Origin of the sequence: Nocardia sp. NPDC050793 (genome assembly GCF_040654065.1) — a bacterium.
Classification (GTDB): domain Bacteria; phylum Actinomycetota; class Actinomycetes; order Mycobacteriales; family Mycobacteriaceae; genus Nocardia.
This window is the reverse complement of record NZ_JBFAHG010000002.1, coordinates 441,826-459,739: the sequence shown is the minus strand read 5'-3', so window position 1 is coordinate 459,739 and position 17,914 is coordinate 441,826. Positions and strand designations below refer to the sequence as shown.

The window sequence follows — 17,914 nt, the reverse complement described above, 5'->3', positions numbered from 1 at the left end:
GTCCGAGGGACCGAAAATCGGGCCGCGTGCGCATGCGCTAGCCTGCATAGGTGTTCGTCGTAGCCCTCGCCCTGTTCGTGCTGGCCGCCGTGGCCATCGCAACCGGCGTGCTCGGACTGACCGGCAGGCTCCCGCGCAACCGCTTCGTCGGTGTGCACACCGAAGCCGCTCTCACCTCCGAAGAAACCTTCCGCATCGCGAACCGCGTCGCCGCCCCCACCTCGGTCGCTGCCGGCGCGCTGCTCTTCGCCGGCGGTCTGGTCGCCTTCGCCGCCGGCGGCGTGGTCGCCCTGATCGTCGCGGGCGCCGCCGCCGTCATCGCCCTGTTCACCCTGGGTGCGGGCGCGAACGCGGCAGGTGAGGCCATCGCGAGCTTGGTGCCCGCCGAGGACGTGGGCGGCTGCGGCCAGTCCTGCGGCGCGTGCTCCCTGCGCGACGCCTGCCAGCCCGCGAACTGATCCCCTGGCTTCCGCGACGCGTGCTCTGACCCTTAAATTCACGCGTTGCTGTCGGTGGTCGTCGGTACCCTGGATGACAGCTCGCCGTTCGGTGGCTCTGTCCGGGGGAGGTTCGGATGTATTTCGGGTTCGCGTTGGTGATCTTCGTCGCGGGGATGGTCGTCGCCGGGCCGTTCGGGTCCGGTGCGGGGGTCGCGTTCTTCGGCGTTGCCGCCATCTTCCTTGTCGCCGGGGTCGTCAAGCTTCGGCGGCGTGCGCCATTGCCCACCTCGTCGCGGCATCGCGGGCGCAGGGGTAGCGGTTGGGGTGCGGCAGGTGCCGGTGGGGCGGCCTTCTTCGGCAGCGGCGACAGCGGCAGCGATGGTGGTGGCAGTAGCTGCGGTGGTGGTGGCGGCAGCAGCTGCGGTGGTGGCGGCGGAGGTTGCGGCGGCGGCTGATCTCGTCGTCTGCGCGCGACCGCACAGGTGCTCGGCACTGGCCTCGTCGCCTCGGCGCGCCAGCCCCACGGTGCCCGACGGCTGACTTCGATATCGCTTGCTGCCGACCACCATTTTTCTCTCCCGCCGATAGAGAAATGGATTCGACGGTAGTGAGATGGCGGACGAATCGGCGCCGGGAACCGCCATTTCTCTCCCGCCGATCTCGGGTCAGTCGCCCCCAGGCGGTGGGCTGACATGGCGGGAGAGCGGACTGCCCTTCGGGTTGAGGTAGAGGACGAGCAGCGTGACCGGGGTGGCACCGCGGTTGCGGGCGACGTGCGGGTATTCGGGTCCGCTCGGCTCGCGGAAGACGCGCCCGCGGTGGTAGGTGACCGGTGTGCCGTCGGCGCCGGGGTGGTCGAGGGTGCCGCGAGCGACGAGCACCAGCAGCGTGCCGTCATGGTAATGCCAGCCGCTGGTGCCGCCGGGTTCGATCACCGTCTGCCGCAGCAGGAGGTCGCGTCCTCCCACCGTGAACTGCGCCAGCACCCGGCTCGCGGTGCCGGACGCGGGCGCGGCATTCGGTTGCAGGCTGCGCAGACGCGGGATTCTCACCACTCCATCGAACCAGCCCGGCGCCACGTGGCAGCGCCGCTCAGCGCAATCCCGCCACCGCTGCCAACACCGCGCGCCCAGCTTCCCGGTCGCCGACGGCCACCCTGGCACTGCCGTCCGGGTACGCCTTCGCCGCGATCCGCTCCCGCCGCAACGCCGTCGCCACGCCGGGCCCTGGCAGGTAGAGGAAGTTGGCGTGGCTGCGCGGGACGGCGTGGCCGCAGGCAAGCAGTGCGTCGCGCAACGCTTCGCGTTCACCCGTGATATGCCGGATCCGGGCCGTGAGCTCGGGTTCGGCCGCATAGGACGCAGACACGGCGGCGAGGGCGCTGGCGGAGACGCTGAACGGAAGTTGCAGCCGCCGCACCCGTTCGATGAGCTCGCGCCGCCCGTACGCGTAGCCGATGCGCAGACCAGCCAGCCCGTACGCCTTCGAGAAGGTGCGCAGCACGAGCAGGTTCGCGTGCTTGCGCAGCAGCGCGAGAGTGTCCACCCGCTCCTCGGGTCCGAGGAATTCGGCGTATGCCTCGTCGAGAACCACCGTCACCCGGTTCGGCACGGCGTTCAGGAACGACTTCAACTCGCGCGCGGACAGGATGGCGCCGGTCGGATTGTGCGGACGGCACACCACGACCACCGCCGTCCGCTTGTCGATGGCCCGCTTCGTCGCGGCCAGATCCTGATTGCCCGCGGTGTCCAACGGCACGGGTACGAGAGTCATCCCGACCATCTCGGCCATGATCGGGTATCCGTCGAAGGTCGGCGTTCCGGTGACGATCTCCGCGCCGTCGAAGGCGACGGACTGCATGATCTGCATGGCGACCCCCGTCGCGCCTGACCCGACCACCACCTGGTCCTCCCGCACGCCGACATGCCGCGCGATGATCTCGGGCAGCTGCCGAGGCAGGAACTCCGGATACCGATTCGCGTGCGCCAGCGCCTCGTTGACCGCGTGCAGCACGGAAGGCAATGGCGGGAACGGATTCTCGCTCAGTGACAGGTCGAACGTCACCGGCGGGGGCGGTCGGCGGTGGTTCCGCGAGGGCCGGGTGTCCTCGGTGAACCCGATGCTCATCCCGCCGCGCCCCAGCGCACCGCCGCGGCGGCGGCGAAATCACCCGCGTGCGCGAACGCGGACATCAGCACCACCGACCCGTTGCGCAGCCGACCGGCCCGGTTCTCCACATCCAGCGTGACGGGAATGGCCGCCGCGAACAGATTTCCGCACCGATCGAAGGTGTCCGGGTGCCGCTCGGCGGGCAGTTCCAGCGCGTCGTGCCAGTTGCGCAGGAACAGCCGGTTCGGCTGGTTGGTGACGAAAGTGTCGATGTCACAGCCCTTTACGCCGATCCGGTCGCACACCGCGAGCGCCACCTCGGGCACCAGCCGGTTGCCACGGGTGAACACCTTGGTGACCTTGGATTCGGTGAAGCTGACGCAGGCCTGACCCGCGCCCGGCTCCCAGTACTTGCGCTCGCCGTTGGTCGAGAAGTCCATGTCCCCGGCGAATTCCGGGTAGGTGCGGCATTCGATGTCGAGGACGGGCGCGCTGTCGTCCTTGACCAGCAGACCGACGCCGCAACCGTCACCCGGCACGGGCGCCTGCGCGAGTTTGCGGATCTCGGTCTGGGTGAACACCGGGCCCGCACAATTCTGCGCGACCGCGATGAGCGCGGTGCGAGCGTCGGTGGTCTGCAAGATCATTCGGGCCAACGCCATCATGTTCACGAACGCCGCGCATCCGCCGTTGTGGATGTCGTAGACGACGCGCGGCCGCATGCCGAGTCGCCTGGCGACCTCGGGACCGCTGCCGAGCACCGGATTGTCCGGCAACTGGGTGTGCGTGAGCAGCACGTCGACGTTCGAAAGAAGGTGCGTCCCATGGCGTTGCCGCAACGGCTCGACGGCGCGCTCGATCATGTCGACGGCCGTCTCCTCCCTGCTCACGTGGTGGCGAGCGCGCGGCGCGCGGAACATCACGTTCTTGGCCATCCGGTCCGAGCGGGCGAACTGGGTGAAGTATTCGGTGTCTACGGGATCGCCGGGCAAATAGGAGGCCACATCGGCCAGGCTGACGGTCGGCATCGGGTCGGTAGTGAACATCGGCGCTATCACTTCATCCACTCGGGTTTGATCGGCAGCCCGTGCGCGGCCCGGTATTCGCAGATCGCCCTGAGGTTGTCCAGCTCGAGCTGGTGACCGGCGGAGAACATCTCCCAGAAGTCGCCGACCCACACCGGTCGCCCGGCGGGCGCGGTCTCGGGATAGGGGTTCTCGTCGTAGAACGGGTGGCGGCAATTCGTCCACAGCACAACCGAACCCGGCTTGTGCAGCACTACCTGCGCGTCGACCACCCGCATCAGGTAGATCATCCACAGGTGTTCGCCCTGATCCCACGCGCAGTGATAGTCGACGGTCATCGCGTCCGGATTGGCCACCGTGCGAGTGAATATCCGGGTCGAGTCGCCGAGCCGGTCATAGGCGAGCCACAGTCCTGGCTCCTCGGTCTCGGTGAATCCGCGCATGCTGTAGGTCCATTCCTCCAGCGACCTGGTGTCGGCGAGGTAGTCGTAGACCTCGCGCGGCGGCGCGGCGATGTAACCCTGGACCGGGCAGAAGTCGCCGAAGATCTGGTCGTGCGGGTACACCGACCGCAGCATGTCCATGATGATCGGGGTGGTCGCGTCCTTGTCGGAGTTCTCGATCCGCAGGACGCCGGGTACGGCGTCTTCCGGGATGTCGCTGAGCGCGGGCAGGGCGCTGGTCGTCACGGGGTCCTCCTGGAGTTCTCGAGTGTGTTGAGAAACGGGGTGAACGGGGGGATCTCGTCGGGGTCGCAGTCGATCGCGAGGAACGACGGCCCCGCTGTGCCGAGGCACCGGCCGAGCGCGTCGGCGAGTTCGGCCGGAGTTCGGACGGTGTAGGCGGGCAGATCGGGGAACATGGCGGCGATGCCGTCGCCGAGGAACGCGGGCTGGAAGCGGTTGAAGCTGTAGCGGTCTCGGTAGTAGAGCTGTTCGCGGGTGACGCACATGGCGTGTGCGTTGTTGTTCAGCACCACGAAGGTGATCGGCAGCCGGTGCTGCACGGCGGTGTGCACCTCCATGCCGTGCATGTAGAACGATCCATCGCCCGCGATCACCACGGTGCGTCCCGGCCTGCGTCGGGCGAACGCGGCGCCGATGCCCGCGCCGAATGCGTAGCCCATCCCACCCATGCCGAGGGCGACGACGAAGCGCCCGCCGCGCGGTACGCGCAGGTGATGCACCGCCGCGGCGCCGGTATTGCCCGCGTCGGCGAAGACGTCGGTGCCATCGGGCAGTGCCGCGCCGATGATCTCGACGAGTTCCCGATAGCGCAGCCCCGGCCCGTTCGCGGCCGGCACCTGGAGCGGCGTCAGCGCGCCCGCCTCCGGTGCGACATGCGATGTGCTTGCTGGAGTGGCGAATTCGTCGGCGAGCTCGCCGAGGGTGACCGACAGATCGGTGCTCGTCGCGTGGATCGAGGGCAGGTACGGCGGTGCCACCCCGACGCTGGCGACGGTGAGGCCGGCGAGCAGATCGTCGAGCCCGGTGCGCGCGGTGACGGGCAGCCGGCTGCCGATCAGCAGGCAGAGCGCGGCGGACCGGAGGTCGGCGGTGAGTTCCGGATGACCCATGCTGCCCGCGATGCCGCAGAACCCGGGGTCGAAGTTGTCGTAGGTGTCCTTGGCGTCCGGGGTCACGCCCACGGTGGCGTCCAGAGCCGTTGCGAGACGCGCCAATTCGTCGCGCGCGTCGTCGCGCGCGACCTGATCGCCCGCGATGATCACGATCTTCCCTGTGCTTCGCGCTTGGCCCAGCGCGCGGCGCACCGCGGCGAGTCCGCTCACATCGCGACGGTGCGCTCGCGGCGGTAGCCGGAACGGCGGGACCGCGTCGAGTCCGGACTGCTGCACGTCCTTGGGTAGCAGCAGGACTGCGGGCCCACCGCGCCGGGCGGCGGCGACTGCCCTGACCACACTGTCCGGCAGTTGGTCCGCCGTCTCCACGCGGGCGCAGTACCGGCTGACGGAGCCGAACAGGCGGACCGCGTCGATCGCGCCCGCGCGCCCGCTGGAGTCCTGGAACGCCCCTCGGCCCTCCAGCGCCGTCGGCGGCTGGCCGACGAGTGCCAGTACAGGCACCCGGGACGTATACGATTCGGCAAGTCCGGCAAGGAGATTCATCGCACCGCCGCCGGAGGTCGCCGCGACGACGCCGAGCCCGCCGGTGACCCGCGCGTAGCCGTCGGCCATGGTCGCCGCGGAGAATTCGTGCTTGGCAACCACTCCGGTGACCTCGGAGTCGAACAGCGCGTCGTAGAGGTCTTCGATATTCGCGCCGTCGACGCCGAAGATATGCCGCACACCGAGTGCCGAAACCGCCCGAACCAGATGATCCACGACCCTGTTCGGCATGGACGCTCCCTTCCGCGGAGGTCGGCCGATCGCGTGCACACCGGTCGACCACCTACCTCGTACACGAGGAATACGAATCAGTCCGGCGGGCGGTTCAACGGCGAACGCCTCGCGCGCGAGAAAGACGTTCGACGAGGGCGCTTGCGTGTACGTATACATCTACGTATAGTGAGTTCATGCCCAACAAGACCATCTACGTAGCCGACGACGATCTACCGCTCTTCCAGCGCGCGCAGGAGCTGGTCGGCGGCAATCTCTCCGGCGCGGTGACCACGGCGCTGCGCCGTTTCATCGAGCTGGAGGAGGGGCGTCAGGAAGGGTACGACGAAGTGGTTCTCCGGGTTGGCCACAACGGCGTCCGGCAGGTGCGGTTCGCCGGGACCCTGCTCGGTGAATGGCGTGACATGAACGACAAGCGCGCGGAGCATCTGCGGGTGTTTCGGACCCGCAAGGGTAAGTACGCGCTGCATGCGCAGTACTCGAACTGGTCCGAGTTCCCCACTGACACCAATGTTTTCAAGGATTGGCGGCACTGGCGCCGCGTCCTCGGCGTCGGCGAGCAGGACTGGGGCGACTTCGCCCTGGAGATCGCCGACTCGCTCGCCGAACTGAAAGACAAGATGCCCGCCAAGTTCTACAAGCGCGTCGCCGACATCGCCGACCATCCGCAGATCGAGGACCTCGACATCTAAAGGCGGTCGGGGCCGGCACGGCCGGAGCGAAGCCGGAGGTACGCACAGCCAGCGCGAAAAGCGCACCGCGACAACCGAACAGCACGTTCGAAAAGCAACACCGCACCGCCATTGGGCGGCGGTGCGGGTGAGATATGCATTTATTCGCATTCGCTGATGAATTTTTCACGAAAGGACCACCATGATCAACGGTCATCGCGTGCCGGCGATCTCGGCGCTCGGCCTGCGCAAGGCGTATGGCGAGCACGTGGTGCTCGACGGCATCGACCTCACGGTGCCGGAAGGAACCATCTTCTCGCTGCTCGGGCCGAACGGCGCGGGCAAGACCACCACCGTGCAGATCCTCACCACGCTCATCGGCGCGGACGCCGGCGAAATCCGCGTCGGCGGACACGATCTCGCCGCCGAGCCCAACTCGGTACGGTCGGTGATCGGGGTGACCGGCCAGTTCTCCGCGGTCGACGAACTGCTCACCGGCCGGGAGAACCTGCTGCTCATGGCCGACCTGCACCACCTGCCGCGGCGCGATGGCAAACGGCTGGCCGAGGATCTGCTCGCGCGCTTCGACCTGGCCGAGGCCGCCGACAAGACGGCGGCGACCTATTCCGGCGGCATGACCCGTCGTCTCGATCTGGCGATGACCCTGGTCGGCGACCCGCGCGTCATCTTCCTCGACGAACCGACCACCGGCCTCGACCCGCGCAGCAGGCGGTCCATGTGGGAGATCATCAGGGCCCTCGTCGACGACTACAGCGTGACCGTCTTCCTCACCACCCAGTACCTGGAGGAGGCCGACCAGCTCGCCGACCGGATCGCCGTGCTCGACGGCGGACGCATCGTCGCCGATGGCACGGCCGCCGAGCTGAAGAAGCTGGTGCCTGGCGGGCACATCCGCCTCGAATTCGCCACGGCCGCAGCGCTGTCCGCGGCAGCGTCGGCACTCGGCGAGGCCTCCCGCGTGCTCGATTCGGAGGGCGACGGCGAGCTGACTCTCGCCGTGCCCAGCGACGGCGGCGTGAAATCGCTGCGCTCCGTGCTCGATCGGCTCGACGAGGCGCGGATCGAGGTCGAAGGCCTCTCCGTGCACACCCCCAACCTGGACGACGTATTCCTCGCCCTCACCGGGCACCCCACCGCCGAGAAGGAGACCGTGCGATGAGCGAACGTAGAGAGCGAATCATGTGCCAGCGCGCCATGCGCATGCCGGAGCCGAGCGTCAGCGAGGCACAGGCATGAGTACCACCTCGTTTGCGCTCGCCGATTCGGCGACCATGCTGCGCCGAAACCTGTTGCACGTCAAACGCTATCCCACCATGACCTTCGGCATTCTGGTGATGCCTGTCGTGCTGATGCTGGTGTTCACCTTCGTGTTCGGCGGCGCGCTGGAGAAGTCCTCCGGCGGCAACTACATCGACTACCTGACCCCGGGCATGATGCTGATGCTCCCGGCCTACCTGACGGTCTCGGTGGCGGTGTCCATCACCACCGACAAGACCAAGGGCATCGTGAATCGCTTTCGCACCATGGCGATCTCGCAGTCATCGATGCTGGCCGGGCAGGTCGTCGGCGCGCTGATCCAGGCGCTGATCGGCGTCGTACTCATGGTCTCGGTGGCGCTGCTGGTCGGGTTCCGCCCGAACGCCAACCCGGTCGAATGGCTCGCGGTGTTCGGTCTCATCGGCCTGGTGATGTTCGCGTTCTCCTGGCTGGGAGTGGCGATCGGGCTTGTCGCGCCCACGCCAGAGGCCGCGAGCAACATGCCGTTTCCCCTGGTGATGCTTCCGTTCCTCGGCAGCGGTCTGGTCGCCACCGACACCATGCCGGTCGGCATGCGCCAGTTCGCCGAGTACCAGCCGTTCACGCCGCTGACCGAGACGCTGCGCGGGCTGCTGATGGGCACCGAGATCGGCGCCAACGGCATCGTCTCGATCGCCTGGTGCGCGGGCCTCGGCCTGGTCGGCTACGTGTGGGCGATGTCGCGGTTCCGCAAGCAGGTCGCCTGATCACGCTGCGGCGCAGCTGAATTCCCCCGCCGGAGATTCCGGCGGGGGATTCGTCGTGCTGACGCTTCGAAGTCCTAGACCGTCCCGGTGAGCACGACCTTGTTGGTCGCCGACGACTTGATCTCCACCTTCTGCACCTGCTCGGGTCGCATGTCGATGGTGCGGTCGACGGTCAGCACGGTGCCCGGTCCCGCGGGCCACTGGTCCAGTTCGACCTGGCTGCCGTCGGCGCCGGTCACCACCAGCGTGTACTTGTAGGTGTATTGCAGGTCGCTCTGCCCGTAGGTGCAGGTCATCACGACGCGGGCGCGATCGCCGTCGGCGATCAGCTTGAAGTCGGCCGAGATCGGGGTGGGCTCGAGCGGGCTCATCGACCGCTCCGCGATCACCTGCTCGGTGACCGGCGGTTCCGATTGGGGCGTCGTGCTGATCACCGGCATGGCGATGGCCACGACAGCCGCGGCCGCGGCCGCCGCCACCGCACCACCGACCGCCGCCCATCGACCGCGCCGCCTGCGCCGCCGTTCGGCCGCGGCGAGCTTGGGCAGCAGGTTGGGCACCGGAGGCGACGCTTCGGGTACCGAACCGTCCGGTGTCCCGATCATGCCGAGCGCGGTCTCCGACGGCACCAGCGCGAGCATGCCTGGCATGGCGGCGAGTTCGGCGACGGAGGCGCGACAGTCGGGGCATTGGGTCAGATGCTCCTCGTATGCGCGGCGCTCGCTGCCGGTGAGGGAGCCGAGGACGTAGGGCGCGTCCCAGGTCGTGAAGTCGTCGGCGATGTCCGTCATCGGTTCGTCACCCCCATTTCGTGCAAAGCCAGCCGCAGCGCCCGCATACCGTAATGCATGCGCGATTTCACGGTGCCGGGCGGAATCTCCAGTTCGGCCGCGATCTGGTGGGTCGAAAGGCCGCGATAGTAAGCGCGCACGATCACCTCGCGGTGGTCGCTGCTGAGCCGGGCCAGCGCATCGGCGACCAGCCAGCCGTCCAACGTCCGATCAGCCTGATCCGGCGCTGGTTGTTCGGGCGGGTTGTCGGTGCGGAACTCCCTGCGGTTGCGGGCGCTGCGATGTTCGTCGACCACCAGGTTGCGGGCCACCGTGAACAACCACGCGCGCGCCGACATCGTCTGCTGATCGAGCACGTTCGGGCGCTGCCACGCCCGCAACAGCGTTTCCTGCACGATGTCCTCGGCGCGACCGGCGTCGTGCACCAGGCCGAGGGTGTAGCGCCACAGCGCAGGCGCGTGCTCCTGGTACAGCACGCGCATCAATTCGGCTTGGTCGCCCGCCGCGCCCGCGGTCTCGCGGTGCGCCGCGTCGGTCGGCCGAGGTTGGTCCGGCGTGCCCGGTGAGTTGTCCATGCACTCACCGGATCAGTTCTTGCGCTTCACGATGTGGACTCCTTCTCGTCTGAGGAGTACACGAGCTCAGTTGCGTTCCAGTTCAATCGGGTGGGTGGCCAGCAGCGAGAGCGGCAGCGGCTGGCGGCGCAGCACGTGCGCCCAGAGATCGGAGCGGCCGGTGCTGATCGGGTCGGAGGAGAGCGCCGAGAGCACGATCCAGTCGTCGTTCTCCAGTTCGCCCTCCAGTTGACCGAAGGTCCAGCCGGAGTAGCCCGCGAAGATGCGGACACCCTCGACGAGCGGGGCGATCCGATCGGGATCGGCGTCGAGGTCGACGAGCACCACGCGGCCGTCGACCCGGCGCAGGCCGGACACGCCCGCTGTGGTGGCGCCTGCCTTCAAGGTGCCGAGACACAGGGCGGCGTCCCTCTTCACCGGCCCGCCGCTGAAGAGGGTGCGCGGTGTGGCGGCCAGATCGGCCCAGCGCGGCAGCACGTCGTGGACCGCGGTGTCGGTCGGGCGGTTGAGCACGACACCGAGACTGCCCGAGTCGTTGTGCTCGATGATGTACACGACCGTTCTTCGGAAGGTCGGCTCGACCAGATCCGTCGTCGCCAGCAGCAGGGTGCCCGCCCGCACCGCCTGCTCGCCGCGCCGGAAATCGCGACGGCGACGGTCACCGTGCCCGCCGTGAGTTTTCCGATCGTCCGGGTCGTCTCCGCGTGCCACTCGCACATCATCGCAGTTTGTGCGCCTCAGTGCTCGTTTCCAGGCCCCTGGATTTCGGTCGAAGTTCACCTCGGGACAAAAAGGGCGGCAACTGTCTGGGTCAATTTTTCGGCCCCGTTCGCGGGTCGGCTGCCCGATGTGGCGCATACGCGGCGACGTCGTAGAGTCGGCGGTATGGAAGCGCCCGAGGTCATCCTCGAGAACAGTGACGCCGTCTACGACTACTACCGCGATCACCAGCAGAACCGGCTGAAGGCGATGGCCGCGTACGCCCTTCTGGGACGCCGCTACCATCCCCGGATCAGCTACGCCGAGCGGGCCAAGGAAGCGGTGCGGGTGCTGACCAAGTCGGGCAAGCCGATCATCTTCGCGATCAACCATCTCTCGCAGAACGATCCGTATACGGTCGCCGCGGCGGCATGGCGCAGCCCGCTGCGCTCGATCATCGGCCGGGTGCGGGTGCTGGCCAAGGACGAGCTGTTCATCGACCCCGACCAGCGGCGCAAGGTCGACATGATGGGCGGCATCCCGGTCTTCCGCGGCAAGGATCACGGCATCAGAGCGGTGAACGCGGCGGGGCAGCGCATGATGGACATCTGCGCCGAACGGCTGGCGCGCGGCGATCACATCGCGGTTTTCCCGGAAGGCACGTGCAACGACGTCGACCCGACCAAGGTGCAGTCCGTCGGCAGCGGCATCGGGCACATCGCGTTCCGCGCCATGAAGCTCGGCGTGCAGCCCACCCTGGTCAGCCTCGGCCTGAGCTACGGCCCGCGTCCCGACCCGACGATCGAGCCGACCAAGGAAGAGGCCAAGTCGGCGAGCTTCTACTTCCAGTCGCCGATCGGCGACCTGCCGGGCAAGCCCGCGGAGATCGCGCGGCTGGTGCACGCGGATCTACAGCTCGCGCTCGACGGCGCCGTCGCGAACTACTGAGTCACTGGGGTAGGCCGAGGCGCTGTCTGGCCCACTGCGGCACCGCGGCGATGTACTCCGGATGTGTCTGCACGAAGTGGTGGACCAAGGGGCACATCGGCAACACGCCGAATCCCTCGCGGCGAGTGCCGGCCAGCGCCGTGCCGACCAACTGCGTGGCGTAGCCCTGTCGCTCGTAGTCCGGGTAGATCTCGGTGTGCACGAACGCGCGCTCGGACGCGGTGTCCTGGTACTCCGCGTATCCGGCGATGGCACCGTCGACGTAGATCTCGAAGCGTTCCAGGGCGATATTGTTGCGGATCTCGGTCGACATGGCTCGACGCTACTCCGGTGTGCCCGTTGGCGAGACATCGCGACGCACCCCGGTGTGAAATCGGCCGTTCGACTTGTCTACCCGGCGGCGGCCCGACCAGAATGCTCTTGGTCGCGTCGTGCGCTTTGCCGAGGGCGGCGGCTCGGCGGAGGTGCGAACATGATGAGGACGCGTATTTCACGGGTGGCCGCCACCCTCGCCGCGGCGGGACTGCTCGCCGGATCGGTGGTGACGGGATTCGCCGACGCCGCACCGGTTTTCGGATCCTGCCCGGAAGGTTCGGTGCCTGCGGGCTCGAGCGCGCAGTGCGCCGTGATCAGTGTGCCGATGAATCACTCCGAACCCGACGGCCCGCGTATCGATCTCACCGTCAGCAGGATCGCCGCCAGCGGCGAACGGCACGGCGTCATCTTCACCAACCCGGGCGGACCCGGCGCAGACGCGCTCGGATTCTGGGCACAGCGCGCCGAGGTCGTGCCCGCCGAATTGAACGCCCACTACGACCGCGTCGCGGTGCAGCCGCGCGGCCTGCGCTGGGCCACCCCGCTGCGCTGCGCGTCCGGCACGGAAAACGCCGAGGGACAGCAGGTTTCGATCGGCGGCGGCAGCCGTGACGCCATCAAAGCGGCCTGCGACGCCGCGCAGCCCGGCTACTTGGACACCATCACCACCGAGAACACCGCCCGCGACATGGACGCGGTGCGCGCCGCCCTCGGCATCGACCGGATCAGCTATCTCGGCACCTCGTACGGCACCTACCTCGGCGCGGTCTACGCCTCGCTGTTCCCGGACCGGGTGGATCGCATGGTGCTCGACTCCAACGTGCACCCGGACTGGGTGTGGACCGAGGAGTTCGCCCAGCAACAGGCCGCGGGCAAGCAGCGCCTCGACGACCTGTTCGCCTGGATCGCCGAGCACAACGGCGATTACCGGCTCGGCGACACGGCCTTGCGCGTCTACCAGAACTGGGTGCGGCTGGTCTCCGCGCAGGGCGGCGGCTGGTACGCCAACCTGACGCCGCCGCCCGCGAGCGTGGCCGACCTGCCCGGCGAACTGCCGGAGCCGCTGGCCGAACTCGCCCGCGACGGCTTCAACGGCACCGTCGAGCAGGGCGGCAAACTCCAGAACCTGGTGCGCACCTTGATCTCCGGCGGCGGCTCGGCGCAGGTGCCGCTGGTCGGCGCGACCGCGGTGGCGACCTACACTCGCTCGTTCTGGCCGACTTTCGCGCGGGCGATGTCCGACGCCAACGCCGATCCCGCCAACGTGCAGCGGCTGCTCGCCATCGAGGGCGCCACCGCCACCGACCCCACCGGCCGCTTCGTCTTCTCCGCCATCACTTGCAACGAGAACGCGGTGCCGGGCCGCCCGGAACTGCTCGGCGCCGCCATCGGCACCATCGCCTCCGGCGGCAACGCGATGGACGCCCGCGCCGACCTGGTCCGCGCCGGCCTCAGCTGCGGATCTTGGCGACCGGTCGCCGAACCGGTTCCGTTGAGCGGCGCCGCCCTGCGCACGAAACCGCTACTGCTGCAAAGCAGATACGACGCACTCACGCAGTACGAAGGCGGCCCGGCAATGGCACGGGCGCTCCAGGGTTCTCTGATCACCGTCGAAGGCGGCGACCACGGCACCTTCGGCCGTGGAAACCCCACGGTCGACGACGCGGTGCTCACCTATCTGCGCACCGGACAGGTCACCGTCAGCCACGCCGAACAGGCCCCACTGCCGACCCGGTGACGCACCCGGATCGCTCTCGCTTCCGGGTGCGCTGACTCGTGCGTCCCGGCTGCACGTAGGTCCTGTCCTGACTCGCAGTATCTGGCACTTCCCGTGCCGCTGGAACGGTGTGCGTCGAACACTTTGCGCGGTTCGTGAGCGCAACCCGTCGATGAGGTCGAGGACCTTCTCGGGCGAGCGTGGTTCGGAATGGCGTTCGTCCGCTGGGCGAGCCTCGGGGGTGATCCACGTCACTGGTCGATGCTGTCAGGAATTCGGGGGCTGTCTCGTTCAGAGAGCACGCGAACCAGACAGGAGCGAACCATGAAGCATCGCATCGTCGTCCTCGGGGCCGGATACGCCGGAGCCTTCTCCGCCACATTCCTGGCCCGCCAACTCCACTCCGACGACTTCGAGATCACCGTGGTCAATGCCGAACCCGATTTCGTCGAGCGGCTGCGCCTGCATCAGCTCGCCGCCGGGCAGGATCTGCGCCACCGGCCGCTGGCGAAGGTGTTCGCGGGTACTGGCATCCAGCTGCGCGTGGCGCGGGTCACCAGCATCGACGCCGAGCAACGGACGGTCACCGTCGTCGACGGCGAGGGCATCGACCGGCTCGAATACGACACCCTGCTCTACGCGCTCGGCAGCACCGCCGCCGACAACGGTGTTCCTGGCGTCGACGAGCACGCCTTCCACGTGGCAGCGCGGCCGGCCGCGCTGCGCCTGCGCGCACGCCTGGACGAGCTGGGCGAGAACGGGAAGGTGCTGGTAGTCGGCGGCAACCTGACCGCGATCGAGGCGGCCACCGAGCTCGCCGAATCTCGTCCAGGACTTCGGGTCAGCCTCGTCACCCGCGGCGAACTCGGCGGCTGGCTGGGCGCGAAGGCCCGCCGTCACATGCTGCGTGCCTTCGATCGGTTCGATATCACGGTCCATGAGCACACCGCCATCGAGCGCGTCGAGAAGGCCGTGGCGGTCGCCGCCGACGGCACCGTTTTCGCCTCCGACGCGATCGTGTGGGCGGCCGGCTTCGCCGTCCACCCGATTGCCGCCGCCAGCGGCTTGGCGGTGGAACCCAACGGACAGATCACGGTCGACCGTCAGATGCGGTCGGTCTCGCACCCGAACGTCTACGCCGCAGGCGACAGCGTCTTCGTCATCGGCGACAACGGCCTGCCGTACCCGATGTCCTGCGCTTCGGCGGGACCCACCAGCAAACAGGCGACGGCCGCGATCATCGGGGACCTGACCGGCCGCAAGGTCGCGCCGACCACGTTGTCCTATATCGGCAACCACATCAGCCTCGGCCGCAACGACGGGCTCTTCCAGCTGGTCGACGGTGACGCGCGAGCGAAGCCGGGGGCCCTACGCGGCCGGACGGCCGCACGCGTCAAGTCGGCAATCCTCGATACCGCCGCCTGGGCCGTGAGCCACCCGACCTTCGGAAAGCCGAGTCACAAGTACCGCTTGACCGCCACCCGGGAGCACTCGCTCGACGGGGTCTCGGCATAGATTGGTGCTCATGGACACTGCCACCGTGGCGCGTTTCGAGGCCAGCCGGAATCGGCTGGCCTCGCTCGCCTACCGTCTGCTCGGCTCGGCCGCCGACGCCGAGGACACGGTGCAGGACGCGTTCCTGCGGTGGCAGGCCGCCGACCGGGAATACGTAGAGGTGCCAGAGGCCTGGCTGACCAAGATCGTCACCAACCTGGCGCTCGACCGGCTCCGTTCGGCGAAGGTGCGGCGCGAACGCGCGGTCGGCGCCTGGATGCCCGAACCGCTCCTCGACGGCGACCCGATGTTGGGCCCGGCCGACACCGTCGAGCAGCGCGAATCGGTGACCCTGGCGGTGCTGACGCTCATGGAGCGTCTGTCGCCGGTCGAACGGGCCGTTTACGTGCTGCGCGAGGCCTTTGCTTACAGCCACGCCGAGATAGCCGAGATTCTCGGCATCACCGAGTCCGGAAGTCAGCAACACATCCACCGAGCCCGGCGTCGAATCGCCGCCGCAGGCAACGGCACCGACATCGACCGTGCCTCCGCGCGTCGAATCGTCGAGGCGTTCGTCGATGCCGCCTCCTCGGGCCGGACCGAACGGCTGGTTGCGCTGCTGACCGACGACGCGACCGGCATCTCCGACGGCGCCGGGCTGGGGCTGGCAGCGAAGCTGATCCGGTACTCGACCCCGGAGCGGATCGCCAGCGCGATACGGGCCGGCTTCAAACCGTCGCCGGCCAAGCGGAGACTCGCCGGTGGCTCGCCCGCGATCCATGCCGCCGTGGTCAACGGCTGCCCGGCCATGCTCGCCACGCTCGATGACCGGGTCGTGGGCCTCGTGATCCTGGAGATCCGTGACGACAAGATCGCAGGCGTGCGCGGCATCGCCGCCCCGGGCCGACTCGATCGCCTCACCGAGGAATGGCAGCGGCAGGAGCATGATGTCCCGCTGATCGAATCGTGGTAACCGGCCGTCCGACACTCTCACCGTTCGTCCGTCGATTCCCGTCGAACGATCCGGCGAGCACCGCCGCTTGGCCGTGGTCGACTTCGGGGGGTTGCGGTGAGCAGCGTGATGTGGTGCCCAGGACAGGTCGCTTCGCGGAAATGCACCGTACGGATGCCGAATGAGCTTGGCGTCGTGAGCGATTCAGAGTTGCTGCTCGGCGATGCGGGCGCCGATCTGTTCGAGGAGTTGGGCGGCGTTCGACATGGAGCGAGCCGGGTCGGGTTCGACGTCGCTCAACGAGTAGCAGGCGGTGAAGCCTGCGGTGCGCAGTGCGTCCGGTTCGAGCTGAACGCGGCCCGCGACCGCGACGACCGGGACGCCAGCCGCGTGCGCCGCCGCGCAGACGCCGATCGGGGCCTTGCCGTGCAGACTTTGGGCATCGAGCGAGCCCTCACCTGTCACCACGAGCGTGCCGTCGCGGAGCAGGGACGGGAAGTCGAGGAGTTCGAGAAGCACCTCGATGCCGCTGCGCATCTGGGCGCAGAGCATCGCGAGCGCGCCGAAGCCGGTGCCGCCCGCCGCGCCCGCGCCCGGCCGTTCGGCGAATTCCGGTCCGACCAGCCGCGCCCAATTCGTCAGCGCCGCTTCGAGAATCGCTAGTTGTGCGGCGTCGGCGCCCTTCTGCGGTGCGTACACCGCGACCGCGCCCTTCGGCCCGAGCAGCGGATTGTCCACATCGCAGGCGAGTGTGAAGCGGGCCGCGGCCGCCGCGGGGTGCAGTCCACCTCGATCGACGTGCACCGCACGCGCCAAAGCGCCTCCGCCCGAGGGTAATTCGCGGCCTTCGGCATCGAGGACACGGACGCCGAGTGCGCGCAGCAGACCCGCGCCGCCGTCGGTGGACGCGCTGCCACCCAAACCGAGGACGATGTGCGTGGCGCCGCGCTCCAGGGCGTCGGCGACGAGCACACCGAGCCCCTCCGTCCCCGCGTCGAGCGGATCCAACTGTCCCCCAGGCAGTTTCGCCAGTCCAACGACCTCGGCCAACTCCACGACCGCGGTATCGCCGCGCACCGCGTAGGACGCGGGCGCGGGCGCGCCGGTCGGCCCAGGAGCGATCGACTCGACCCGCTCCCATCCGGCGGCGACGAATGCGTCGACGGTGCCGTCACCGCCGTCGGCGACCGGAACCCGCACAAGCTCCGCGTCCGGCCGCGCCGCGGCGATCCCGGCCGCCAGCGCTCCCGCTACCGCCGATGCGGGCAGCGAGCCCTTGAACTTGTCGGGAGCGAGCAGCACCCGTGGCGCGGAGGTCATTCCCACATTCTCGGCGCAGGCCCGAACCCCCGCGCGTCACGGCACTCCGCGTTGTTCGAGAGACCCCACCGACCCGTGGAGCAGCCATTGGTCTCCCGACGATCCCGCTCAGCCGACCGATGCGAGATTTCCGAGCAGTTCCACCCGGTGCTTGTCGCCCCACTCTTCGAGCGGGCGCAGCGCCGCCGCGAGTTCGTGGCCGATCGGGGTCAGCGAGTACTCCACGCGCGGCGGGATCTCCGGGAACACCTCGCGGTGCACGACGCCGCTGGACTCCAGCTGGCGCAGATTCTCGGCGAGAACCTTCTCGCTGACGCCTTGCAGCAGGCGCCGGATTTCGCCGAAGCGCTGCGGGCCCGCGCCGAGCGCCCACATCAGGTGCAGCTTCCATTTGCCGCCGACGACGTCGATCGCGACCGACATGCCGCACGCATCGTGATCCGTGTCACTCTTGCCGTTCATCGCCGACCTCCTGACC

At 68.7% G+C, this 17,914-nt stretch carries 20 protein-coding genes; 9 read left to right on the top strand and 11 right to left on the bottom strand.

Annotation, left to right across the window (positions count from 1 at the left end; translation table 11 throughout):
* The first annotated feature begins 50 nt into the window (after nucleotides 1-50).
* Nucleotides 51-458, top strand: coding sequence for an SdpI family protein (locus tag AB0H50_RS07625; RefSeq protein ID WP_357448308.1), 408 nt, complete (start codon nucleotides 51-53; stop codon nucleotides 456-458).
* 116 nt (nucleotides 459-574) lie between these two features.
* Nucleotides 575-895, top strand: a complete 321-nt coding sequence (locus tag AB0H50_RS07620; protein WP_357448306.1) for a hypothetical protein — start codon at nucleotides 575-577, stop codon at nucleotides 893-895.
* A 210-nt stretch (nucleotides 896-1,105) separates the two neighbouring features.
* Here the strand turns inward: AB0H50_RS07620 and AB0H50_RS07615 are convergent, their stop codons facing one another.
* The 5 genes from AB0H50_RS07615 to AB0H50_RS07595 are packed head-to-tail and all read right to left on the bottom strand — an operon-like array spanning nucleotide 1,106 to nucleotide 5,930.
* Nucleotides 1,106-1,492, bottom strand: coding sequence for a cupin domain-containing protein (locus AB0H50_RS07615; RefSeq protein WP_357448304.1), 387 nt, complete (start codon nucleotides 1,490-1,492; stop codon nucleotides 1,106-1,108).
* A 40-nt stretch (nucleotides 1,493-1,532) separates the two neighbouring features.
* Nucleotides 1,533-2,567 carry an aminotransferase class I/II-fold pyridoxal phosphate-dependent enzyme gene (locus AB0H50_RS07610; protein WP_357448303.1) on the bottom strand — a complete coding sequence of 345 codons (1,035 nt, stop codon included), beginning with the start codon at nucleotides 2,565-2,567 and terminating at the stop codon, nucleotides 1,533-1,535.
* A complete protein-coding gene (locus AB0H50_RS07605) occupies nucleotides 2,564-3,577 on the bottom strand; it encodes a 3-oxoacyl-[acyl-carrier-protein] synthase III C-terminal domain-containing protein (protein ID WP_357449352.1) in 1,014 nt (337 codons plus the stop codon). Before AB0H50_RS07605 ends, AB0H50_RS07610 begins: the two co-directional genes overlap by 4 nt.
* Before the next feature lie 26 nt (nucleotides 3,578-3,603).
* Nucleotides 3,604-4,263 (bottom strand): SRPBCC family protein, encoded by a 660-nt coding sequence (locus AB0H50_RS07600; protein WP_357448301.1) that lies wholly within the window; start codon nucleotides 4,261-4,263, stop codon nucleotides 3,604-3,606.
* Nucleotides 4,260-5,930 (bottom strand): thiamine pyrophosphate-binding protein, encoded by a 1,671-nt coding sequence (locus AB0H50_RS07595; RefSeq protein ID WP_357448299.1) that lies wholly within the window; start codon nucleotides 5,928-5,930, stop codon nucleotides 4,260-4,262. Before AB0H50_RS07595 ends, AB0H50_RS07600 begins: the two co-directional genes overlap by 4 nt.
* 176 nt (nucleotides 5,931-6,106) lie before the next feature.
* Here AB0H50_RS07595 and AB0H50_RS07590 point away from each other — a divergent pair, with 176 nt between their 5' ends.
* The 3 genes from AB0H50_RS07590 to AB0H50_RS07580 all read left to right on the top strand — a co-directional run bounded on the left by AB0H50_RS07590 (nucleotide 6,107) and on the right by AB0H50_RS07580 (nucleotide 8,625).
* Nucleotides 6,107-6,622: an EXLDI protein gene (locus tag AB0H50_RS07590; protein WP_357448297.1), complete on the top strand. Its 516-nt coding sequence runs from the start codon at nucleotides 6,107-6,109 to the stop codon at nucleotides 6,620-6,622.
* A gap of 181 nt (nucleotides 6,623-6,803) precedes the next feature.
* Nucleotides 6,804-7,781 carry an ATP-binding cassette domain-containing protein gene (locus AB0H50_RS07585; RefSeq protein WP_357448295.1) on the top strand — a complete coding sequence of 326 codons (978 nt, stop codon included), beginning with the start codon at nucleotides 6,804-6,806 and terminating at the stop codon, nucleotides 7,779-7,781.
* Between the two features lie 73 nt (nucleotides 7,782-7,854).
* Nucleotides 7,855-8,625, top strand: a complete 771-nt coding sequence (locus AB0H50_RS07580) for an ABC transporter permease (protein WP_357448293.1) — start codon at nucleotides 7,855-7,857, stop codon at nucleotides 8,623-8,625.
* 74 nt (nucleotides 8,626-8,699) lie between these two features.
* Here the strand turns inward: AB0H50_RS07580 and AB0H50_RS07575 are convergent, their stop codons facing one another.
* From AB0H50_RS07575 to AB0H50_RS07565, 3 genes are all read right to left on the bottom strand, one after another.
* Nucleotides 8,700-9,416 carry a zf-HC2 domain-containing protein gene (locus AB0H50_RS07575; RefSeq protein ID WP_357448291.1) on the bottom strand — a complete coding sequence of 239 codons (717 nt, stop codon included), beginning with the start codon at nucleotides 9,414-9,416 and terminating at the stop codon, nucleotides 8,700-8,702.
* Entirely contained in the window at nucleotides 9,413-9,991 is a 579-nt protein-coding gene (locus tag AB0H50_RS07570) for a sigma-70 family RNA polymerase sigma factor (protein WP_357448289.1), read from the bottom strand. The genes AB0H50_RS07575 and AB0H50_RS07570 overlap by 4 nt, the downstream gene beginning before the upstream one ends.
* 66 nt (nucleotides 9,992-10,057) lie before the next feature.
* Complete coding sequence (locus tag AB0H50_RS07565; RefSeq protein WP_357448287.1) at nucleotides 10,058-10,702, bottom strand: YqgE/AlgH family protein; 645 nt, start codon at nucleotides 10,700-10,702, stop codon at nucleotides 10,058-10,060.
* Between the two features lie 174 nt (nucleotides 10,703-10,876).
* Between AB0H50_RS07565 and AB0H50_RS07560 the strand changes: the two genes are divergently transcribed.
* Complete coding sequence (locus tag AB0H50_RS07560) at nucleotides 10,877-11,638, top strand: 1-acyl-sn-glycerol-3-phosphate acyltransferase (protein ID WP_357448285.1); 762 nt, start codon at nucleotides 10,877-10,879, stop codon at nucleotides 11,636-11,638.
* 1 nt (nucleotide 11,639) lies between these two features.
* Here the strand turns inward: AB0H50_RS07560 and AB0H50_RS07555 are convergent, their stop codons facing one another.
* Nucleotides 11,640-11,951 carry a GNAT family N-acetyltransferase gene (locus AB0H50_RS07555; RefSeq protein WP_357407118.1) on the bottom strand — a complete coding sequence of 104 codons (312 nt, stop codon included), beginning with the start codon at nucleotides 11,949-11,951 and terminating at the stop codon, nucleotides 11,640-11,642.
* A gap of 159 nt (nucleotides 11,952-12,110) precedes the next feature.
* Between AB0H50_RS07555 and AB0H50_RS07550 the strand changes: the two genes are divergently transcribed.
* From AB0H50_RS07550 to AB0H50_RS07540, 3 genes are all read left to right on the top strand, one after another.
* Nucleotides 12,111-13,691 carry an alpha/beta hydrolase gene (locus AB0H50_RS07550; protein WP_357448283.1) on the top strand — a complete coding sequence of 527 codons (1,581 nt, stop codon included), beginning with the start codon at nucleotides 12,111-12,113 and terminating at the stop codon, nucleotides 13,689-13,691.
* Between the two features lie 303 nt (nucleotides 13,692-13,994).
* The gene (locus AB0H50_RS07545) at nucleotides 13,995-15,185 is read left to right on the top strand and encodes an FAD-dependent oxidoreductase (protein WP_357448281.1); all 1,191 of its coding nucleotides are present in this window, start codon (nucleotides 13,995-13,997) and stop codon (nucleotides 15,183-15,185) included.
* 10 nt (nucleotides 15,186-15,195) lie between these two features.
* Entirely contained in the window at nucleotides 15,196-16,137 is a 942-nt protein-coding gene (locus AB0H50_RS07540; RefSeq protein ID WP_357448279.1) for a sigma-70 family RNA polymerase sigma factor, read from the top strand.
* 183 nt (nucleotides 16,138-16,320) lie between these two features.
* Here AB0H50_RS07540 and AB0H50_RS07535 read toward each other — a convergent pair whose 3' ends face one another.
* Nucleotides 16,321-17,436 carry a glycerate kinase gene (locus AB0H50_RS07535; RefSeq protein ID WP_357448277.1) on the bottom strand — a complete coding sequence of 372 codons (1,116 nt, stop codon included), beginning with the start codon at nucleotides 17,434-17,436 and terminating at the stop codon, nucleotides 16,321-16,323.
* Between the two features lie 108 nt (nucleotides 17,437-17,544).
* Nucleotides 17,545-17,898 carry a helix-turn-helix domain-containing protein gene (locus tag AB0H50_RS07530; RefSeq protein ID WP_357448275.1) on the bottom strand — a complete coding sequence of 118 codons (354 nt, stop codon included), beginning with the start codon at nucleotides 17,896-17,898 and terminating at the stop codon, nucleotides 17,545-17,547.
* Nucleotides 17,899-17,914 lie beyond the last annotated feature (16 nt).